Origin of the sequence: Sphingopyxis sp. RIFCSPHIGHO2_12_FULL_65_19, from assembly GCF_001830555.1 — a bacterium.
Classification (GTDB): domain Bacteria; phylum Pseudomonadota; class Alphaproteobacteria; order Sphingomonadales; family Sphingomonadaceae; genus Sphingopyxis.
Genome location: NZ_MIAM01000010.1, coordinates 1 through 13,247 on the forward strand (window position 1 = coordinate 1; position 13,247 = coordinate 13,247).

Genomic DNA, 13,247 nt, shown 5'->3' on the forward strand with positions numbered 1-13,247 from the left:
CGTCAGCAAGAAGGTCGGCAACGCCGTCACCCGCAACCGGATGAAGCGGCGCTTTCGCGAACTTGCGCGCGCGGCGCTGCCCGAATCGGGCATATCCGGCGCCGACCATGTGCTGATCGGCCGCCCCGGCGGCAACGACATCCTCTTTGCCGAACTTGGCGAGCATCTCGATTCGGCGTTGAAGCGCGCGGCGAAGAAATTGGCCGCGAAGGCGTGATGCGTTTGGCCCCTCCCCTCCATCGTCACCCCGGACCTGATCGGGGTGACGAAATGGGACGAATCGCGCGTGAAGTTGCGCCGTTTTCCGGGGCCCCGGCATGATCGCCAAACTCCTCATCCTGATCGCGCGCGGCTGGCAAATCGGTCCCTCGCGCATCCTGCCGCCGACCTGCCGTTATTCGCCCTCGTGCAGCGCCTATGCGATCACCGCGCTCCAGCGCCATGGTGCGATCAAGGGTGGCTGGCTGGCGACAAAGCGGCTATTGCGCTGCCATCCTTGGGGCGGCCACGGCCACGACCCGGTGCCGTAAGGCGCCATCCCCGACATTCTTGATACGAAGAGAGACCGAAGAGCGTGGACGACAAGCGGAACATGATCGCGGCAATATTGCTGTCGGTGGCTATCCTGATCGGCTGGAACTTCGTTTCGGAGACATTCTTTCCGACGCCCGACAAGCCCGACGTGACCAAGACGGTCGCCGGGGCCAATGGCGCCCCCGCCGCCGCCCCGGCGGCGCAGGGCCAGCCCAGCGCCTTGCCGACGGCGGGCGCTCCCGCGGCCGCGCCGACGCAGGCGATCCGCCCGGTCGAAACCGTTCTGGCGGCCGGCAATCGCGTGCCGATCGAAACCCCCGCCATCAACGGTTCGATCAACCTGGTCGGCGCGCGCATCGACGACATCACGCTCACCAAATATCGCCAGACGATCCAGAAGGATTCGCCCGCGGTGCGCCTGTTCGCGCCGGGCGGCACCCCCGCCGCCTATTTCGCCAGCCTCGGCTGGGCGGCGCAGGGCATCCAGGTGCCGAACGCCAATACGGTCTGGACCGCCACGGGCAGCAAGCTGACCCCGACGACGCCGGTGACCTTGCGCTGGGCCAACACCACCGGCCAGACATTCCGCATCGAATATAGCATCGACGCCAATTATCTGATCACCGCGAAGCAGACGATCGCCAACACCGGCACGGCTGTCGTCAGCGCGAGCAGCTTTGCCCTGATCGACCGGCTGGGCAAGCCGACCGATCCGCACGAGCAGGATAGCATCACGATCCACGTCGGCCCGACGGGCTATCTGGACGGCAAGTCGGTGTTCGACACCGATTATGACGATGTCGAGGAAGCGCCGAACCGCGCCGTCCGTTATAATTCGGCGGGCTGGCTCGGCTTCACCGACAAATATTGGCTCGCCGCCATCGTCCCGGCCAAGGGCGAACGCGTAACCGCGGCAATCAGTTCGCCCGCCGCGAACAATTACCAGACGTTGTTCGCGCGCGACTTCGCATCGGTCGCTCCGGGCACGCAGGTCACGACGACCAGCCGCATTTTCGCGGGCGCGAAAGAAGTCTACACGCTGCAGGCCTATGAGAATGATCAGGGCATCACGCGCCTGTCGAACGCGATCGACTGGGGCTGGTTCGAATTTTTCGAGGTGCCGATCTTCAAGCTGCTCGACTGGCTGTTCAAGCAGGTCGGCAATTTCGGCGTCGCGATCATGGCGCTGACCCTGATCATCCGCTTGCTGATGTTCCCGATCGCCAACCGGCAATTTTCGTCGATGGCGCAAATGCGCCTCGTCCAGCCGAAGATGAAGGCGCTGCAGGAACGCCACAAGGACGACAAGCCCAAGATGCAGCAGGAGCTGATGAAGCTCTACAAGGACGAGAAGATCAATCCGCTCGCCGGCTGCCTGCCGATCCTGATCCAGATCCCGATCTTCTATGCCCTCTACAAGGTGCTGATGCTGACGATCGAAATGCGGCACCAGCCGTTCATCCTGTGGATCAAGGATCTGTCGGCGCCCGATCCGCTGCACATTTTGAACCTGTTCGGCCTGTTGCCTTTCACCCCGCCGTCGTTCCTCGCGATCGGCGTGCTGGCGGTGATCCTCGGCATCACCATGTGGCTCCAGTTCCGCCTCAACCCGCAGGCGACCGACCCCGTCCAGCAACAGGTGTTCAAGATCATGCCGTGGCTGTTCATGTTCATCATGGCGCCGTTTGCGGCGGGCCTGCTCCTCTACTGGATCACCAACAATATCCTGTCGATCGGGCAGCAGCAGTGGATGTATCGCAAGTTCCCGGCGCTGAAGGCGGCCCCGGCGAAGTGAGCGAGATCGAACTCGACCCAGGCGCCGATCCCGGACGGGCGGAACGCGCGCGCAAGCTGTTTTCGGGGCCGATCACGTTCCTGAAATCGGCGCCCGCGCTCCAGCATCTGCCCGCGCCCGGCGTGCCCGAGATTGCGTTCGCGGGCCGATCGAACGTCGGAAAATCGTCGCTGCTCAACGCGCTGACCAATCGCAACGGGCTCGCGCGCACATCGGTGACGCCGGGGCGGACGCAGGAGCTGAACTATTTCGACGTCGGCGAGAATCCGCTGATCTTTCGCCTCGTCGACATGCCCGGCTATGGCTTTGCCAAGGCGCCAAAGGATGTCGTCAAGAAATGGCGCTTCCTGATCAACGACTATCTGCGCGGGCGGGCGGTGCTGAAACGCACCTTGGTGCTGATCGACAGCCGCCACGGGATCAAGGATGTCGACCGCGACGTGCTCGAAATGCTCGACACCGCGGCGGTCAGCTATCGCATCGTGCTGACCAAGGCCGACAAGATCAAGGCCACCGAACTCGAAGCGGTGCAGGTCGCGACCGAGGCCGAAGCGCGCAAACACCCCGCCGCGCACCCGCAAGTGATCGCGACTAGCAGCGAAAAGGGCATGGGGATTGCGGAATTGCGGACGGCGGTGCTGGAAGCGGTGGAAATCTAATAATCCTCTCCCCTTGCGGGAGAGGATAGGGCAGGTTGCGGGCTTGCCCGCTACCGAACCTTGGAGAGGGGTTGCGGCCCTTCAGGCCGCGCGAGCCTTCGGCTCGCATCACCCTCTCCCAGCTTCGACTAGCCAGCAAGCTGGCAAGTCTGCGCAACCCTCCCCCGTCAAAGGGGGAGGGAAAAGGAGATCGCATGAAACTGTTCATCGGCAACAAGGCCTACTCCAGCTGGAGCCTGCGCGGCTGGCTCGCGGTCAAGCACAGCGGCCTGCCGTTCGAGGAAGTCACCGTCCCGCTCTATGACGAGCAATGGAGCCAGCGGCGCGAAGGCGACGAGTTCGCGCCGTCGGGCGGCAAGGTCCCGATCCTGTGGGACGGCGACGATATCGTCGTGTGGGACAGCCTGGCGATCATCGACTATCTCAACGAAAAGACCGGCGGCACCAAGGCTTTCTGGCCCGAAGACATGGCGGCGCGGGCGATGGCGCGGTCGATGGCCGCCGAAATGCATTCCAGCTTTGCCGCGCTCCGCCGCAACCACAGCATGAACATCCGGCGCATCTATCCCGCCGCCGACCTGCTGCCCGAAGTGCAGGCCGATATCGTCCGCATCTTCCAGATCTGGGCCGAGGCACGCGCGCGCTTCGGCGGCGAAGGCGATTTCCTCTTTGGCAACTGGTCGGCGGCCGACATCATGTTCGCGCCGGTCGTCACGCGCTTCATCACCTACTCGATCCCGCTGCCGCGCTTTGCCGCCGCTTATGCCCAGGCGGTAATCAGCCACCCGTGCATGCAGGAATGGATCGGCGGCGCGCAGGCCGAAGACTGGATCATCGAAAAGTTCGAGGGCACGCCGTCAGCCTAGCTCCCCGCCGACGCCGCGAACCAGATCGCCACCCCGACCATAGCGAGCGCCAGCAGGCGACGGATCGTCCGCGTGCGCACCGGATCACTCAGCCATCCCCCGATCCGGCTGGCTCCAAGGACAATCGCCAGATGGACGGCCGTAGCGATAACAATGCTGACCAGTGCGAGTGCAAGCGCCACCGCGAAGCCCGGTATCTCTCCGCCATTGAACTGGGGAATGACGACGACAAAGAAGAGCATCGCTTTTGGATTGAGCAAATTGACCGTCAGGCCCGACAGGAAATGCCGTCGCGATCGGCCGGGAGCGCCAAGGATCGCCGGCGAATTTTCGCCTGCATCGTGCCAGCTTTGCCAGGCCAGCCACAATAGAAAGGCCGCACCACCCCAGCGCAGCGCCTGAGCCAGCGCCGCGCTTTCGGCAACGATGTAAGCGATACCGAACGCAGCGGCCAGCGCGTTCACGAACAGGCCGATGGCAACCCCCGCCGTTGCCGCCAGCCCCGACCGGCGCCCTTCGCCCAGCGACAATGCCGCGAGCCACGCCATGTTCGGGCCCGGGGTCAATTCGATCAACAGCACCGCCAGCGCGAAACCAAGCCAGTCGGCAGCGCTCATGGAATCCGCGTCGTCGGATAGGGCGTGCCGTCCTTATGGAAATAGCCGTCGGGCGTGAACATCATGTCGATGTCCGAATAGCCGCCGCCGGTGTCATATTTCTTGCCGCCGCCGAGCGCGACGAACACGCAGTCGGCGTTCGATTCGTTGATCAGGTGATGGCCGTTGGCGCTGCCTTTCGGCCACACCGCAATATCGCCGGGTCGCATGGTTTGTCGCCCGTCGTCCTCGACCAGCACCGCCTCGCCCGATATCATCACCAGCATCTCGTCCTCGCCGTCGTGCCAGTGGCGCTGCGACGACCAGGCACCGGGTTTCAGCACGACATGGCTCGCGGCGAAATCGCTGAGGCCGGTGGGCGGCGCAAGGCGGCGATACCAGCGCCCCTGCACGGGCGCGTCATAGGGCGGGGGATAGCCGGTGGTGTTGGTTTGCGGAATGGTGTCGAGGTCGAGTTTGGGCATGGCAATCCTCCTGCCTCCCTCTTGCCGTTCGCATCGAGTGAAGTCGAGATGCCCGTCGGGACGGCGCAAGGACGATTGGTGTCTCGACTTCGCTCGACACGAACGGATAAAGGGCGTTGATGACGACAATGACCGACCCCCTCGAACTCGCCCAGGCGCTGATCGCCGCGCCGAGCGTCACGCCCGCCACCGGCGCCGTGTTCGACGCGCTGGAGGCTGCGCTCGCGCCGCTCGGTTTCACCGTCGAGCGGTTCATCGACGGGATCGAGCCCGACGGGCCGGTCGAAAACCTGCTGGCGGTGCGGCGGGGCAGCGGTCCCGTCCATTTTGGTTTTGCCGGGCATCTCGACGTCGTGCCGCCCGGTGTCGGCTGGACCGGCGACGCCTTTGCCCCCGAAATCCGCGGCGATTTTCTCTATGGCCGCGGCGCGGTCGACATGAAGGGATCGATCGCCGCGTTCGTTGCCGCCGCCGCCGCGACGCCGGTCGAGGCGGGAACGATCAGCCTGATCATCACCGGCGACGAGGAAGGCCCGGCGATCTTCGGCACCCGCGCGTTGATGGAACATATGGATGCGCGCGGCATCCGGCCCGACATGATCGTCGTCGGCGAACCGACGTCGGTGAGCCGGCTGGGCGACATCGTGAAGATCGGGCGGCGCGGATCGGTCAATATCTGGATCGACGTGCCGGGGACGCAGGGGCATGTCGCTTACCCGCACCTCGCCGACAATCCGATCCCCAAGCTGGTCAAGATCTTGTCGGAGATCGATTCGGTCAGCCTCGACGCCGGGACCGACTGGTTCCAGCCGTCGAACATCGAATTTACCGACATCGAGGTCGGCAACGGCGCGACCAACGTCATTCCCGCTTCGGCACGCGCGCGGCTGTCGATCCGCTTCAACGACCGGCATCGCGGCGCCGATCTGGTCGCGATGGTCGAACGCATCGCGCAGGATGTCGAACCGAACGCCAAAGTGGTCGGCAAGGTTTCGGGCGAAGCCTTCCTGACCCCGCCGGGCGACCTGTCGGCGCTGGTTGCCGAAGCCATCCACGCCGAAACCGATGTCATGCCCGACATGTCGACCACCGGCGGCACGTCGGATGCACGCTTCCTCCACGCGCTCTGCCCGGTGGTCGAATTCGGGCTGACCAATGCGACCATGCACAAGCTGGACGAAGCGGTGGCGGTGGCGGATATCCGCACGTTGACGGCGATTTATCGCGGCATATTGATGCGCGCTTTCCTCTAATCCTCGCGCGCCCGGCGCAATATCACATAGACCGCACCCGCGCCGCCGTGGCTGATATGCGCGGGGCGCAGCGCGACGATCTGGTCGGCGTGGGGTGAATAGGCAAGCCAGTCGGGCAACGACGCGCGGATCGCGCCGCGCGGGCGCGGGTCGCCGTGCATCTGCGGCAGGCGGTCGGCGCCCGGACGCAGCCGCCCTGCGACCACGAGCAACACGCGCGCACCGCGCATCAGCGCCCGCCCGACCGCATCGTCCAGCAGGGCCTGCGCCGAGGCGAGGCTATGGCCGTGGAGGTCGATGCTGAGGTCAGGGCGGACGAGCCCCTTGCGCAGCCGCCGGTCCCAATGGCCGTCGAGCGTGGCCGCCTGGTGGGTGCGGCGCGGCGGCGGCAGTTTCGTCGCGGGACGCGGTGCGGCAGCGGGGGCGGCGGTGCTGCGCGGGGTCGGTTTCGGGGGGCTGACGGTCGGCGGTGCGACCGGCGCGAGCGGCGCCTTTGCCTTGGCGAGCGGCTTTACCGTCGCGGCGACCTTTTTCCACAGCGCGCTTTCCTCGGGGGCGAGGCGACGCGGCACATCAAGCCGCCGGGATCAGCCGCGCGATGCTGGCGCGCGGAAGCAGCAGCAGCGCCGAACCGCGCGCCGCCATCCCGCCGGCGATTGCCCGGGCATCGTCGCCCGCGCCCCAGAAGCTGTCGAAACGGTTGGCGCCCTTGATCGCGCCGCCAGTGTCCTGGGCGATCCACAGCCCGTTCGGCTCGGCGCGGTCGAGCGAGAGAAAAACGGGCGCGCCGAGCGGCACATATTTGGGATCGGCGGCGACACTGGCGCGGCCGGTGACGGGCACGCCCAATGCACCGAGCGGGCCGGGCCCCGTGAGTTCGCGGAAAAAGACCCAGCTCGGATTCTCGTTCATCACCGCCGCGCCGCGCACCGGGTCGGCGCGCAGATAATCGAGAATGCCCTGCATCGACGCCTGGCCGCGCTGCAACTCGCCCCGATCGAGCAGCAGCTTGCCGATACCGACATAGCCGCGGCCGTTTTGCGTGTCGTAACCAATGCGCATGACGTCGCCATCGGGAAGGCGCAGGCGACCCGACCCCTGGATTTGCAGGAAGAAGAATTCGGCGGCGTCGGCGGCATAAGCGATTTCGAGCCCGCGCCCGTCGAGCGCCCCGCTTTCGATCGCGGCGCGGTCGTAATAGCGTCCCAAATTGCCGCCATCGACGCGGCCCCGGATCTTGCGGCCCTTCAAATCGTCAGCGAATTGGCCGAGGTCGACTTCGATCAGGTCGGCGGGGCGGCGATAAATGGGGACGTCATAGCCGGGCTGCTTTGTACGCGAGGCGGCGATTTCGGGTTCATAATAGCCGGTGACGAAGGCCGTGCCCGGGCCGACCTGCACCGTGCCGAAATGGCGGGCGAAGAAGTCCGAGGCATCATCGTCGGCCCAGCTTTTCGCCGCGGCGCAGCTCTCGGCCCAATCGGCACCCTGCGTCAGGCCGCTGGTGTCGGCGCGGCGCTGGACCGACGGGCAGCTGATCCGAAAGGCGACCAGCGCCGCCGCCGCCTGCTGCGCGGTAACGCCGAGCGCCGCGAAATCGGGACCGGCGATCACGCCACTTGCCGCCGCGGTCGCCGCCTCGACCGGAACCGCTGGCGCCGGAAGCGGTGCGCGCGCGACCGCGGGGACGGGCTGGGCCGCGGCTGCCGGACGCTCCGACGGGCGCGGCACATAGGGGCGCGGCGTTCCGACCGGCCGCGGCGGCGCGGGGTTGGCGATTGCGGGGGGGATGCGGTCCGTCGCGGGAACGACCGAAGCGCAGCCCGAAAGCAGCGGCAGCGCGGCGAGCAACACCAATCCGAAAGCGAGCGCGCGCGGCGCCGCGACGGTCAGGATCACCAGCTCAGGCCGATTCGGCTTCGTCGAGCAGCCAGTTCGGATCGCCGCTGCCGATCTGGCGGCGGAAGGTCCAATGATCGTCGGTCTGCGCCGCGTCGCTCATCGATCCGGCGATGAGCTTGCCGTCGGCATCGCGCGTGACCGCACTGATGTCAGCGCGATAGCGCACGGTAATACGGGCCTCGCCGCGGTTCAGTTCGACATCGGTAATTTTTGCCGAATCTATCCCCATCAGGCGGTTTTCAAGCGTTTCGCCGCGCCCCTCGCGCGCCGCGATGGCGTCGGCAAAGGCTTCGTAGCTGTCGTCGTCGCACAGATCGCGCAGCGTGTCGCGGTCGCCCGCCCAATAGGCCTCAAGGATCATGCGATACGCCGCCTCGGCGCCTTCCATGAAGCGGCCGGCATCGAAATTGCGGTCGGTCGCCAAAAGCTGCCGCAGCCCGGCTTCGGCGGCGGGCTCGTAAACGAGGCCCGACGTGTCGGCGGGCGCCGACGTCGCGGCTTGCGACCCGTCTGCCTCGTCAAGCCGTACGGGCGCCGCCGCGGTGCGTTCGCGCGGCAGCACGGGTTCCTGTTCGTGCCCGGTGCGTTTGCCGAGTACCGAATAGAGCCGCATGCCCAGAAAGGCCGCAATCATGGCGAGCAGGACGATCGAAAAAGCAGTCACGGGCAAAAGTCCAATGCAGGCAATGGAAACATATTGGCTGATACATAGGCGATACGCCAGCCAGTTTCAAATGACCATGGCCGCTGGCGGTCGGCGGGTCAACGATTCGCCCTTAACTATCGCGGCCGACAGGGCGCCCATTGTGCTCGTTGCCGGGCGCTGCTAAGCGCCGCGGCAACCGTCCGCCGCGGTCCCGCCACGGGTGCGCGGATGCGGATATTGTGTCCATCTTTCCAGTGAAAGCAGCTTCATCATGGCCGACGAGACCAGCGCCGACATCAACAACCCCGCCCTTCAGCCGAACGGCGAAGACACGAGCCCGGCGATTGGCCTGATTTCACAATATGTGAAGGATCTGTCGTTTGAAAATCCGAATGCGCCTGCGGTCTATCAATGGCAGGACGCGCCGCAGGTCGATGTCCAGTTCAACATCGCCGCCGACGCCGTCGGCGAGAATCTGTACGAAGTGACGCTGAAGATCGACGTCACGTCGAAAACCGATCAGGGCACCAGCTTTGTGATCGACCTGAAATATGCCGGCCTGTTCGGCGTGCGCAACGTCCCCGACGACCAGCTCCAGCCCTTCTTCCTGGCCGAAGCCCCGCGCATCCTGTTCCCCTTTGCGCGCCGTGTCGTCGCCGATGCGGTCCGCGACGGCGGCTTCCCCCCGCTGCTGCTCGAACCGATCGATTTCCACGGCCTGTTCATGCAGCAGGTCCAGCAGGTCGAGGCCGAGCAGGCGGGCGACGTCGCGGTCGGCCAGGCTTAACTAACTGCCATACGGGGCGATCATAGATCCGCCCCTCTCCTTCAGGGGAGGGGCAGTGAGACTCGGTTCGGCGCCGCCGGACCCCAGTCGAGCGGGTTGGAGCCTATCGGGCTCGCGCAAGGCTGATAGCCCCCACCCCACCCCCTCCCCTGACGGGGAGGGGCTTGAGCGATGAGCAACCTCCTCAAAAACGTCGGGACGATCGGCGGCCTCACCCTGGTCAGCCGCATCTTCGGCTTCGCGCGCGACATGCTGCTGAGCCGCATCCTCGGGGCCGGCGGCGTCGCCGACGCGTGGCAGCTCGCCTTCCAACTGCCCAACATCTTTCGCCGCCTGTTTGCAGAGGGCGCGTTTGCCGCCGCCTTTGTCCCGCTGTTCAACCAGCGGATGACGAAGGAGGGCGACCATAGCGAAGCGCGCGCCTTTGCCGATGCCGTACTATCGGTGCTGATCCCGATCCTGATCGTCTTTTCGGCGCTGTTGCTGATCGTCATGCCGTGGGTGATGGGGCTGTTTGCAAGCGACACGCTTCAGGCCGACGATGGAACCTTCGACCTCGCGGTCCTGATGGCCCGCATCGCCTTTCCCTATCTGGCGTTTATGAGCGTCGCGACCTTGTTCGCGGCGATTCTTAACAGCCTGTCGCGTTTCGCCGCCGCCGCGGCGGCGCCCGTCCTGCTCAACATCTGCCTGATCGGCGCGCTGTTGCTGGGCCTTGCCACCGGCGATGGCGGGGACGCGGCGAAGGCCGCGACGGGGTTTTACCTCGCGGTTTCCGTCTCGCTTGCCGGACTGTTCCAACTTGCCTGGCTTTATTATTGGGTGCGGCGGTCGGGCTTCCGGCCGATGCTCCGGCGTCCGCGGCTGACGCCCGGGGTGCGCGAGATGGGGGTGCTCATCCTGCCCGCGGTGTTCGGCGCCGGGGTCTATCAGATCAGCCGATTCATCGACCTGTTTTTCATCGCGACGCTGCCCGACAAGAGCATCACCTATCTCGCGATGGCCGACCGGCTCAACCAGCTGCCGCTCGGCATCATCGGCATTGCGCTGGGCACCGCGATCCTGCCGGCGCTGTCGCGCTTCGTCGCGCAGGACGATCGCGACGGCGCCGTTCGCCTGCAAAGCAATGCGGTCGAACTCGCGATGCTGCTGACCGTGCCCGCCGCGGTGGCACTGTTCGTCGCCGGCCCCGCGATCACCAGCGCCTTCTATGTCGGCGGGCAATATAGCCGCGCCGACGGGCTGGCGACCGGCGCGGTCGTCGGCGGGCTGGTCGTCGGCCTGCCCGCCTATGTGCTGGTCAAGGTGCTGGTCCCCAATTTCTTCGCGCGCAAGGATACGCGCACGCCGGTGTGGACCGCGGCGCTTTCGCTGCTGGTCAATATCGCGCTCAACCTGCTGCTGATCCCGCGGCTCGGCATTGTCGGGCTGGCGCTGGCGGGGTCGGCCGCGGCATGGTGCAATGTCGCGATGCTCTACGCCATCCTGCACCGCAAGGGGCTGTTCCGCCTGACCGGGCGGGTCGCGGGACGGATCGCGCGCATCATCCTCGCGGCGGCGGCGATGGCGGCCGGGCTTGATTACGCGATCCCGCTGGCAGGCGACGCCTTTACCGGCGGATTGGTCGACCGCGTCCTTGCACTCGGCGCGCTGGTGGCGACGGGCGCAATCATATTCTTTGGTTGCGCCATCCTGTTCGGCGTGGTCAATCGCGACACCGTCGGCCAGCTGCGCCGACGGCAAGTTTAAACAGCAGACAGGACGATCGACATGCGGACGCTATCGGGCATCCAGCCCACCGGAAATTTGCATCTGGGCAATTATCTGGGCGCGATCCGCAACTGGGTGCGGATGCAGGACGAGATGGAGGGCGAGAAGCTCTATTTCCTCGCCGACCTGCACGCGATCACCGTCCACAACGACCCCGCCGAACTGGCCGCGAACACGCGCGAGATGGCGGCGGCGCTGATGGCGGCGGGCATCGATCCCGCCAAGGCGATCCTGTTCAACCAGGCGCGCGTCCCCGCCCACGCCGAACTTGCATGGCTGCTTTTCTGCACCGCGCGCATCGGCTGGCTGAACCGGATGACCCAGTTCAAGGAAAAATCGGGCAAGAATCGCGAGGGCGCGAGCGTCGGGCTTTATGCCTATCCGGTGCTTCAGGCCGCCGACGTGCTGCTGTATCAGACCACGCATGTTCCTGTCGGCGACGACCAGAAACAGCATCTGGAACTGGCCCGCGACATCGCGACGAAATTCAACCTCGATACGGGGACAGAGACTTTCACCCTGCCCGAACCGACGATCCCCGCCGCGGCAGCACGGATCATGAGCTTGCGCGACGGAAACGCCAAAATGTCGAAATCGGACCCGAGCGATGCAAGCCGCATCAACCTGGTCGACGATGCCGACACGATCATGGCGAAAATCCGCAAGGCAAAGACCGATGCCGAACCGCTGCCATCGGAAGCGGCCGGGCTGGAGGGACGCCCCGAAGCCCGCAACCTCGTCGCCATCTATGCCGCGATGGCTGACGAAAGTGTCGATGCGGTGCTCGCGCGCTTCGCCGGTCAGGGCTTTGGCGCGTTCAAGCCGGCGCTCGGCGACCTGCTCGTCGAAACCTTGCGGCCGATCGCGACGCGGCTCGGTGCGTTGAAGGCCGATCCGGCGGCAATCGACGCCGCGCTGGAAGATGGCGCGGCGCGCGCGACGGCGCTGGCCCGGCCGACACTCGACGCCGCCTATGCCGCGCTGGGGCTGTGTCGCTGACACCGCGCTGTTCGCAGGCGAAATTTCTTGTCTTTGCCGTCCGCGTCCCCATATCGAGACATGGAACTGCCACGCGACGAAACGAGTTCAACCAAGGTTAAGTCGCGTCGGCATAGTCTATGGTACGATAGCGCGACTTAGGGGCGCTTCCCGAACGACGGAGCCAAGACGATGAGCAAGATAAACCTGAAGCGACTGGGCCTGGCCGCCATGACGGGCGCGGCACTGGCGCTCGCCGGTTGCGCGACGCCGTTCAGGGCGGATGTCGCCCGTTTCCAGACGCAGCTTCCGGCGCCGCAGGGCCAGAGCTTTGTCGTCGAAGCGAATAACCCCGCGCTGCAAGGCGGGATCGAATTCGGCCAATATGCCAATCTGGTCGCCGGCGAGCTGACCCGCTACGGCTATCGCCCCGCGGCGAATGGCGAACGCGCCGACCTGGTCGTCCGCATGGATTACGGCGTCGACAAGGGCCGCGAGCGCATCGTGTCGAGCCCCGGTTTCGGCGACCCCTGGTACGGCGGATATGGCGGCTATTATGGCCGCGGCTTCTATCGCCCCGTGATCGTCACCGGCCGCGGCGGCCGCCGTTATGTCTATGGCTATCGCGATCCGTTCCTGTGGGGCGGTTTCGGCCCCGGCTGGGGCGGCACCGACGTCAGCAGCTACACCGTTTATACCAGCGGCCTGAACCTTCAGATCAATCGCGCCGCGGACGGATCGCGGCTGTTTGAAGGCCACGCCGAGGCGCAATCGCGCGACAACAACCTCCAGACCATCGTCCCGAACCTGGTCGAAGCGATGTTCACCGGCTTCCCCGGCAATTCGGGCGAGCGGGTGCGGATTACCGTGGCGCCGCCCGAAAAGGGCTGACCCGCCTTCAACGCCCAAGCAAAAGGCCCGCCATCCGATCGGAAGGCGGGCCTTTTTGTTGCTGTTGAAAATCCCGGTATAACTT

The 13,247-nt window shown here is 65.8% G+C and carries 15 protein-coding genes; 10 read left to right on the forward strand and 5 right to left on the reverse strand.

The features are described 5' to 3' along the window. The 5 genes from rnpA to A3E77_RS02125 form a co-directional block, all read left to right on the forward strand. Positions 1 to 217: ribonuclease P protein component (gene rnpA / locus A3E77_RS02105; RefSeq protein WP_293643257.1), on the forward strand; the 217-nt coding region annotated here is incomplete at its 5' end. Between the two features lie 100 nt (positions 218 to 317). Then, a complete protein-coding gene (gene yidD, locus A3E77_RS02110) occupies positions 318 to 530 on the forward strand; it encodes a membrane protein insertion efficiency factor YidD (protein ID WP_039570339.1) in 213 nt (70 codons plus the stop codon). 44 nt (positions 531 to 574) lie between these two features. Then, positions 575 to 2,329, forward strand: a complete 1,755-nt coding sequence (gene yidC / locus A3E77_RS02115; RefSeq protein WP_293643258.1) for a membrane protein insertase YidC — start codon at positions 575 to 577, stop codon at positions 2,327 to 2,329. Then, positions 2,326 to 2,988, forward strand: a complete 663-nt coding sequence (gene yihA / locus A3E77_RS02120) for a ribosome biogenesis GTP-binding protein YihA/YsxC (protein WP_293643259.1) — start codon at positions 2,326 to 2,328, stop codon at positions 2,986 to 2,988. Before yidC ends, yihA begins: the two co-directional genes overlap by 4 nt. 194 nt (positions 2,989 to 3,182) lie before the next feature. After that, a complete protein-coding gene (locus A3E77_RS02125) occupies positions 3,183 to 3,854 on the forward strand; it encodes a glutathione S-transferase family protein (protein ID WP_293643260.1) in 672 nt (223 codons plus the stop codon). Here A3E77_RS02125 and A3E77_RS02130 read toward each other — a convergent pair. Both A3E77_RS02130 and A3E77_RS02135 read right to left on the reverse strand, forming a co-directional pair. Further along, a complete protein-coding gene (locus A3E77_RS02130; protein ID WP_293643261.1) occupies positions 3,851 to 4,471 on the reverse strand; it encodes a LysE family translocator in 621 nt (206 codons plus the stop codon). The two genes, A3E77_RS02125 and A3E77_RS02130, sit on opposite strands and share 4 nt — an antisense overlap. Then, positions 4,468 to 4,935: a cupin domain-containing protein gene (locus tag A3E77_RS02135; RefSeq protein ID WP_293643262.1), complete on the reverse strand. Its 468-nt coding sequence runs from the start codon at positions 4,933 to 4,935 to the stop codon at positions 4,468 to 4,470. Before A3E77_RS02135 ends, A3E77_RS02130 begins: the two co-directional genes overlap by 4 nt. Before the next feature lie 119 nt (positions 4,936 to 5,054). Here A3E77_RS02135 and dapE point away from each other — a divergent pair, with 119 nt between their 5' ends. Beyond that, positions 5,055 to 6,188, forward strand: coding sequence for a succinyl-diaminopimelate desuccinylase (gene dapE, locus A3E77_RS02140; RefSeq protein ID WP_293643263.1), 1,134 nt, complete (start codon positions 5,055 to 5,057; stop codon positions 6,186 to 6,188). Here the strand turns inward: dapE and A3E77_RS02145 are convergent. From A3E77_RS02145 to A3E77_RS02155, 3 genes are read right to left on the reverse strand one after another with little or no spacing between them, the layout of a single operon-like run. Beyond that, positions 6,185 to 6,760, reverse strand: coding sequence for a Smr/MutS family protein (locus tag A3E77_RS02145; RefSeq protein ID WP_293643264.1), 576 nt, complete (start codon positions 6,758 to 6,760; stop codon positions 6,185 to 6,187). The two genes, dapE and A3E77_RS02145, sit on opposite strands and share 4 nt — an antisense overlap. Position 6,761: 1 nt before the next feature. Continuing rightward, the gene (mltA, locus tag A3E77_RS02150) at positions 6,762 to 8,087 is read right to left on the reverse strand and encodes a murein transglycosylase A (RefSeq protein ID WP_366652606.1); all 1,326 of its coding nucleotides are present in this window, start codon (positions 8,085 to 8,087) and stop codon (positions 6,762 to 6,764) included. A 4-nt stretch (positions 8,088 to 8,091) separates the two neighbouring features. Continuing rightward, entirely contained in the window at positions 8,092 to 8,724 is a 633-nt protein-coding gene (locus A3E77_RS02155) for a Tim44/TimA family putative adaptor protein (protein ID WP_458574402.1), read from the reverse strand. Positions 8,725 to 9,007: 283 nt separating this feature from the next. Here A3E77_RS02155 and secB point away from each other — a divergent pair, with 283 nt between their 5' ends. The 4 genes from secB to A3E77_RS02175 all read left to right on the forward strand — a co-directional run bounded on the left by secB (position 9,008) and on the right by A3E77_RS02175 (position 13,162). Further along, a complete protein-coding gene (secB, locus tag A3E77_RS02160; RefSeq protein WP_293643266.1) occupies positions 9,008 to 9,523 on the forward strand; it encodes a protein-export chaperone SecB in 516 nt (171 codons plus the stop codon). A 171-nt stretch (positions 9,524 to 9,694) separates the two neighbouring features. Further along, positions 9,695 to 11,272 carry a murein biosynthesis integral membrane protein MurJ gene (gene murJ / locus A3E77_RS02165; protein WP_293643267.1) on the forward strand — a complete coding sequence of 526 codons (1,578 nt, stop codon included), beginning with the start codon at positions 9,695 to 9,697 and terminating at the stop codon, positions 11,270 to 11,272. 21 nt (positions 11,273 to 11,293) lie between these two features. Further along, positions 11,294 to 12,292, forward strand: a complete 999-nt coding sequence (trpS, locus tag A3E77_RS02170) for a tryptophan--tRNA ligase (protein WP_293643268.1) — start codon at positions 11,294 to 11,296, stop codon at positions 12,290 to 12,292. Between the two features lie 171 nt (positions 12,293 to 12,463). After that, positions 12,464 to 13,162: a DUF4136 domain-containing protein gene (locus A3E77_RS02175; protein ID WP_293643269.1), complete on the forward strand. Its 699-nt coding sequence runs from the start codon at positions 12,464 to 12,466 to the stop codon at positions 13,160 to 13,162. Positions 13,163 to 13,247: the final 85 nt, after the last annotated feature.

Bases quoted from the DNA above. Each gene is read 5' to 3' on its own strand.
- murJ (WP_293643267.1), top strand. From the start codon at position 9,695: ATGAGCAACCTCCTCAAAAACGTCGGGACGATCGGCGGCCTCACCCTG.
- A3E77_RS02175 (WP_293643269.1), top strand. From the start codon at position 12,464: ATGAGCAAGATAAACCTGAAGCGACTGGGCCTGGCCGCCATGACGGGC.
- secB (WP_293643266.1), top strand. From the start codon at position 9,008: ATGGCCGACGAGACCAGCGCCGACATCAACAACCCCGCCCTTCAGCCG.
- A3E77_RS02155 (WP_458574402.1), bottom strand. From the start codon at position 8,724: ATGATTGCGGCCTTTCTGGGCATGCGGCTCTATTCGGTACTCGGCAAA.
- A3E77_RS02135 (WP_293643262.1), bottom strand. From the start codon at position 4,935: ATGCCCAAACTCGACCTCGACACCATTCCGCAAACCAACACCACCGGC.
- trpS (WP_293643268.1), top strand. From the start codon at position 11,294: ATGCGGACGCTATCGGGCATCCAGCCCACCGGAAATTTGCATCTGGGC.
- A3E77_RS02125 (WP_293643260.1), top strand. From the start codon at position 3,183: ATGAAACTGTTCATCGGCAACAAGGCCTACTCCAGCTGGAGCCTGCGC.
- dapE (WP_293643263.1), top strand. From the start codon at position 5,055: ATGACGACAATGACCGACCCCCTCGAACTCGCCCAGGCGCTGATCGCC.
- A3E77_RS02130 (WP_293643261.1), bottom strand. From the start codon at position 4,471: ATGAGCGCTGCCGACTGGCTTGGTTTCGCGCTGGCGGTGCTGTTGATC.
- yidD (WP_039570339.1), top strand. From the start codon at position 318: ATGATCGCCAAACTCCTCATCCTGATCGCGCGCGGCTGGCAAATCGGT.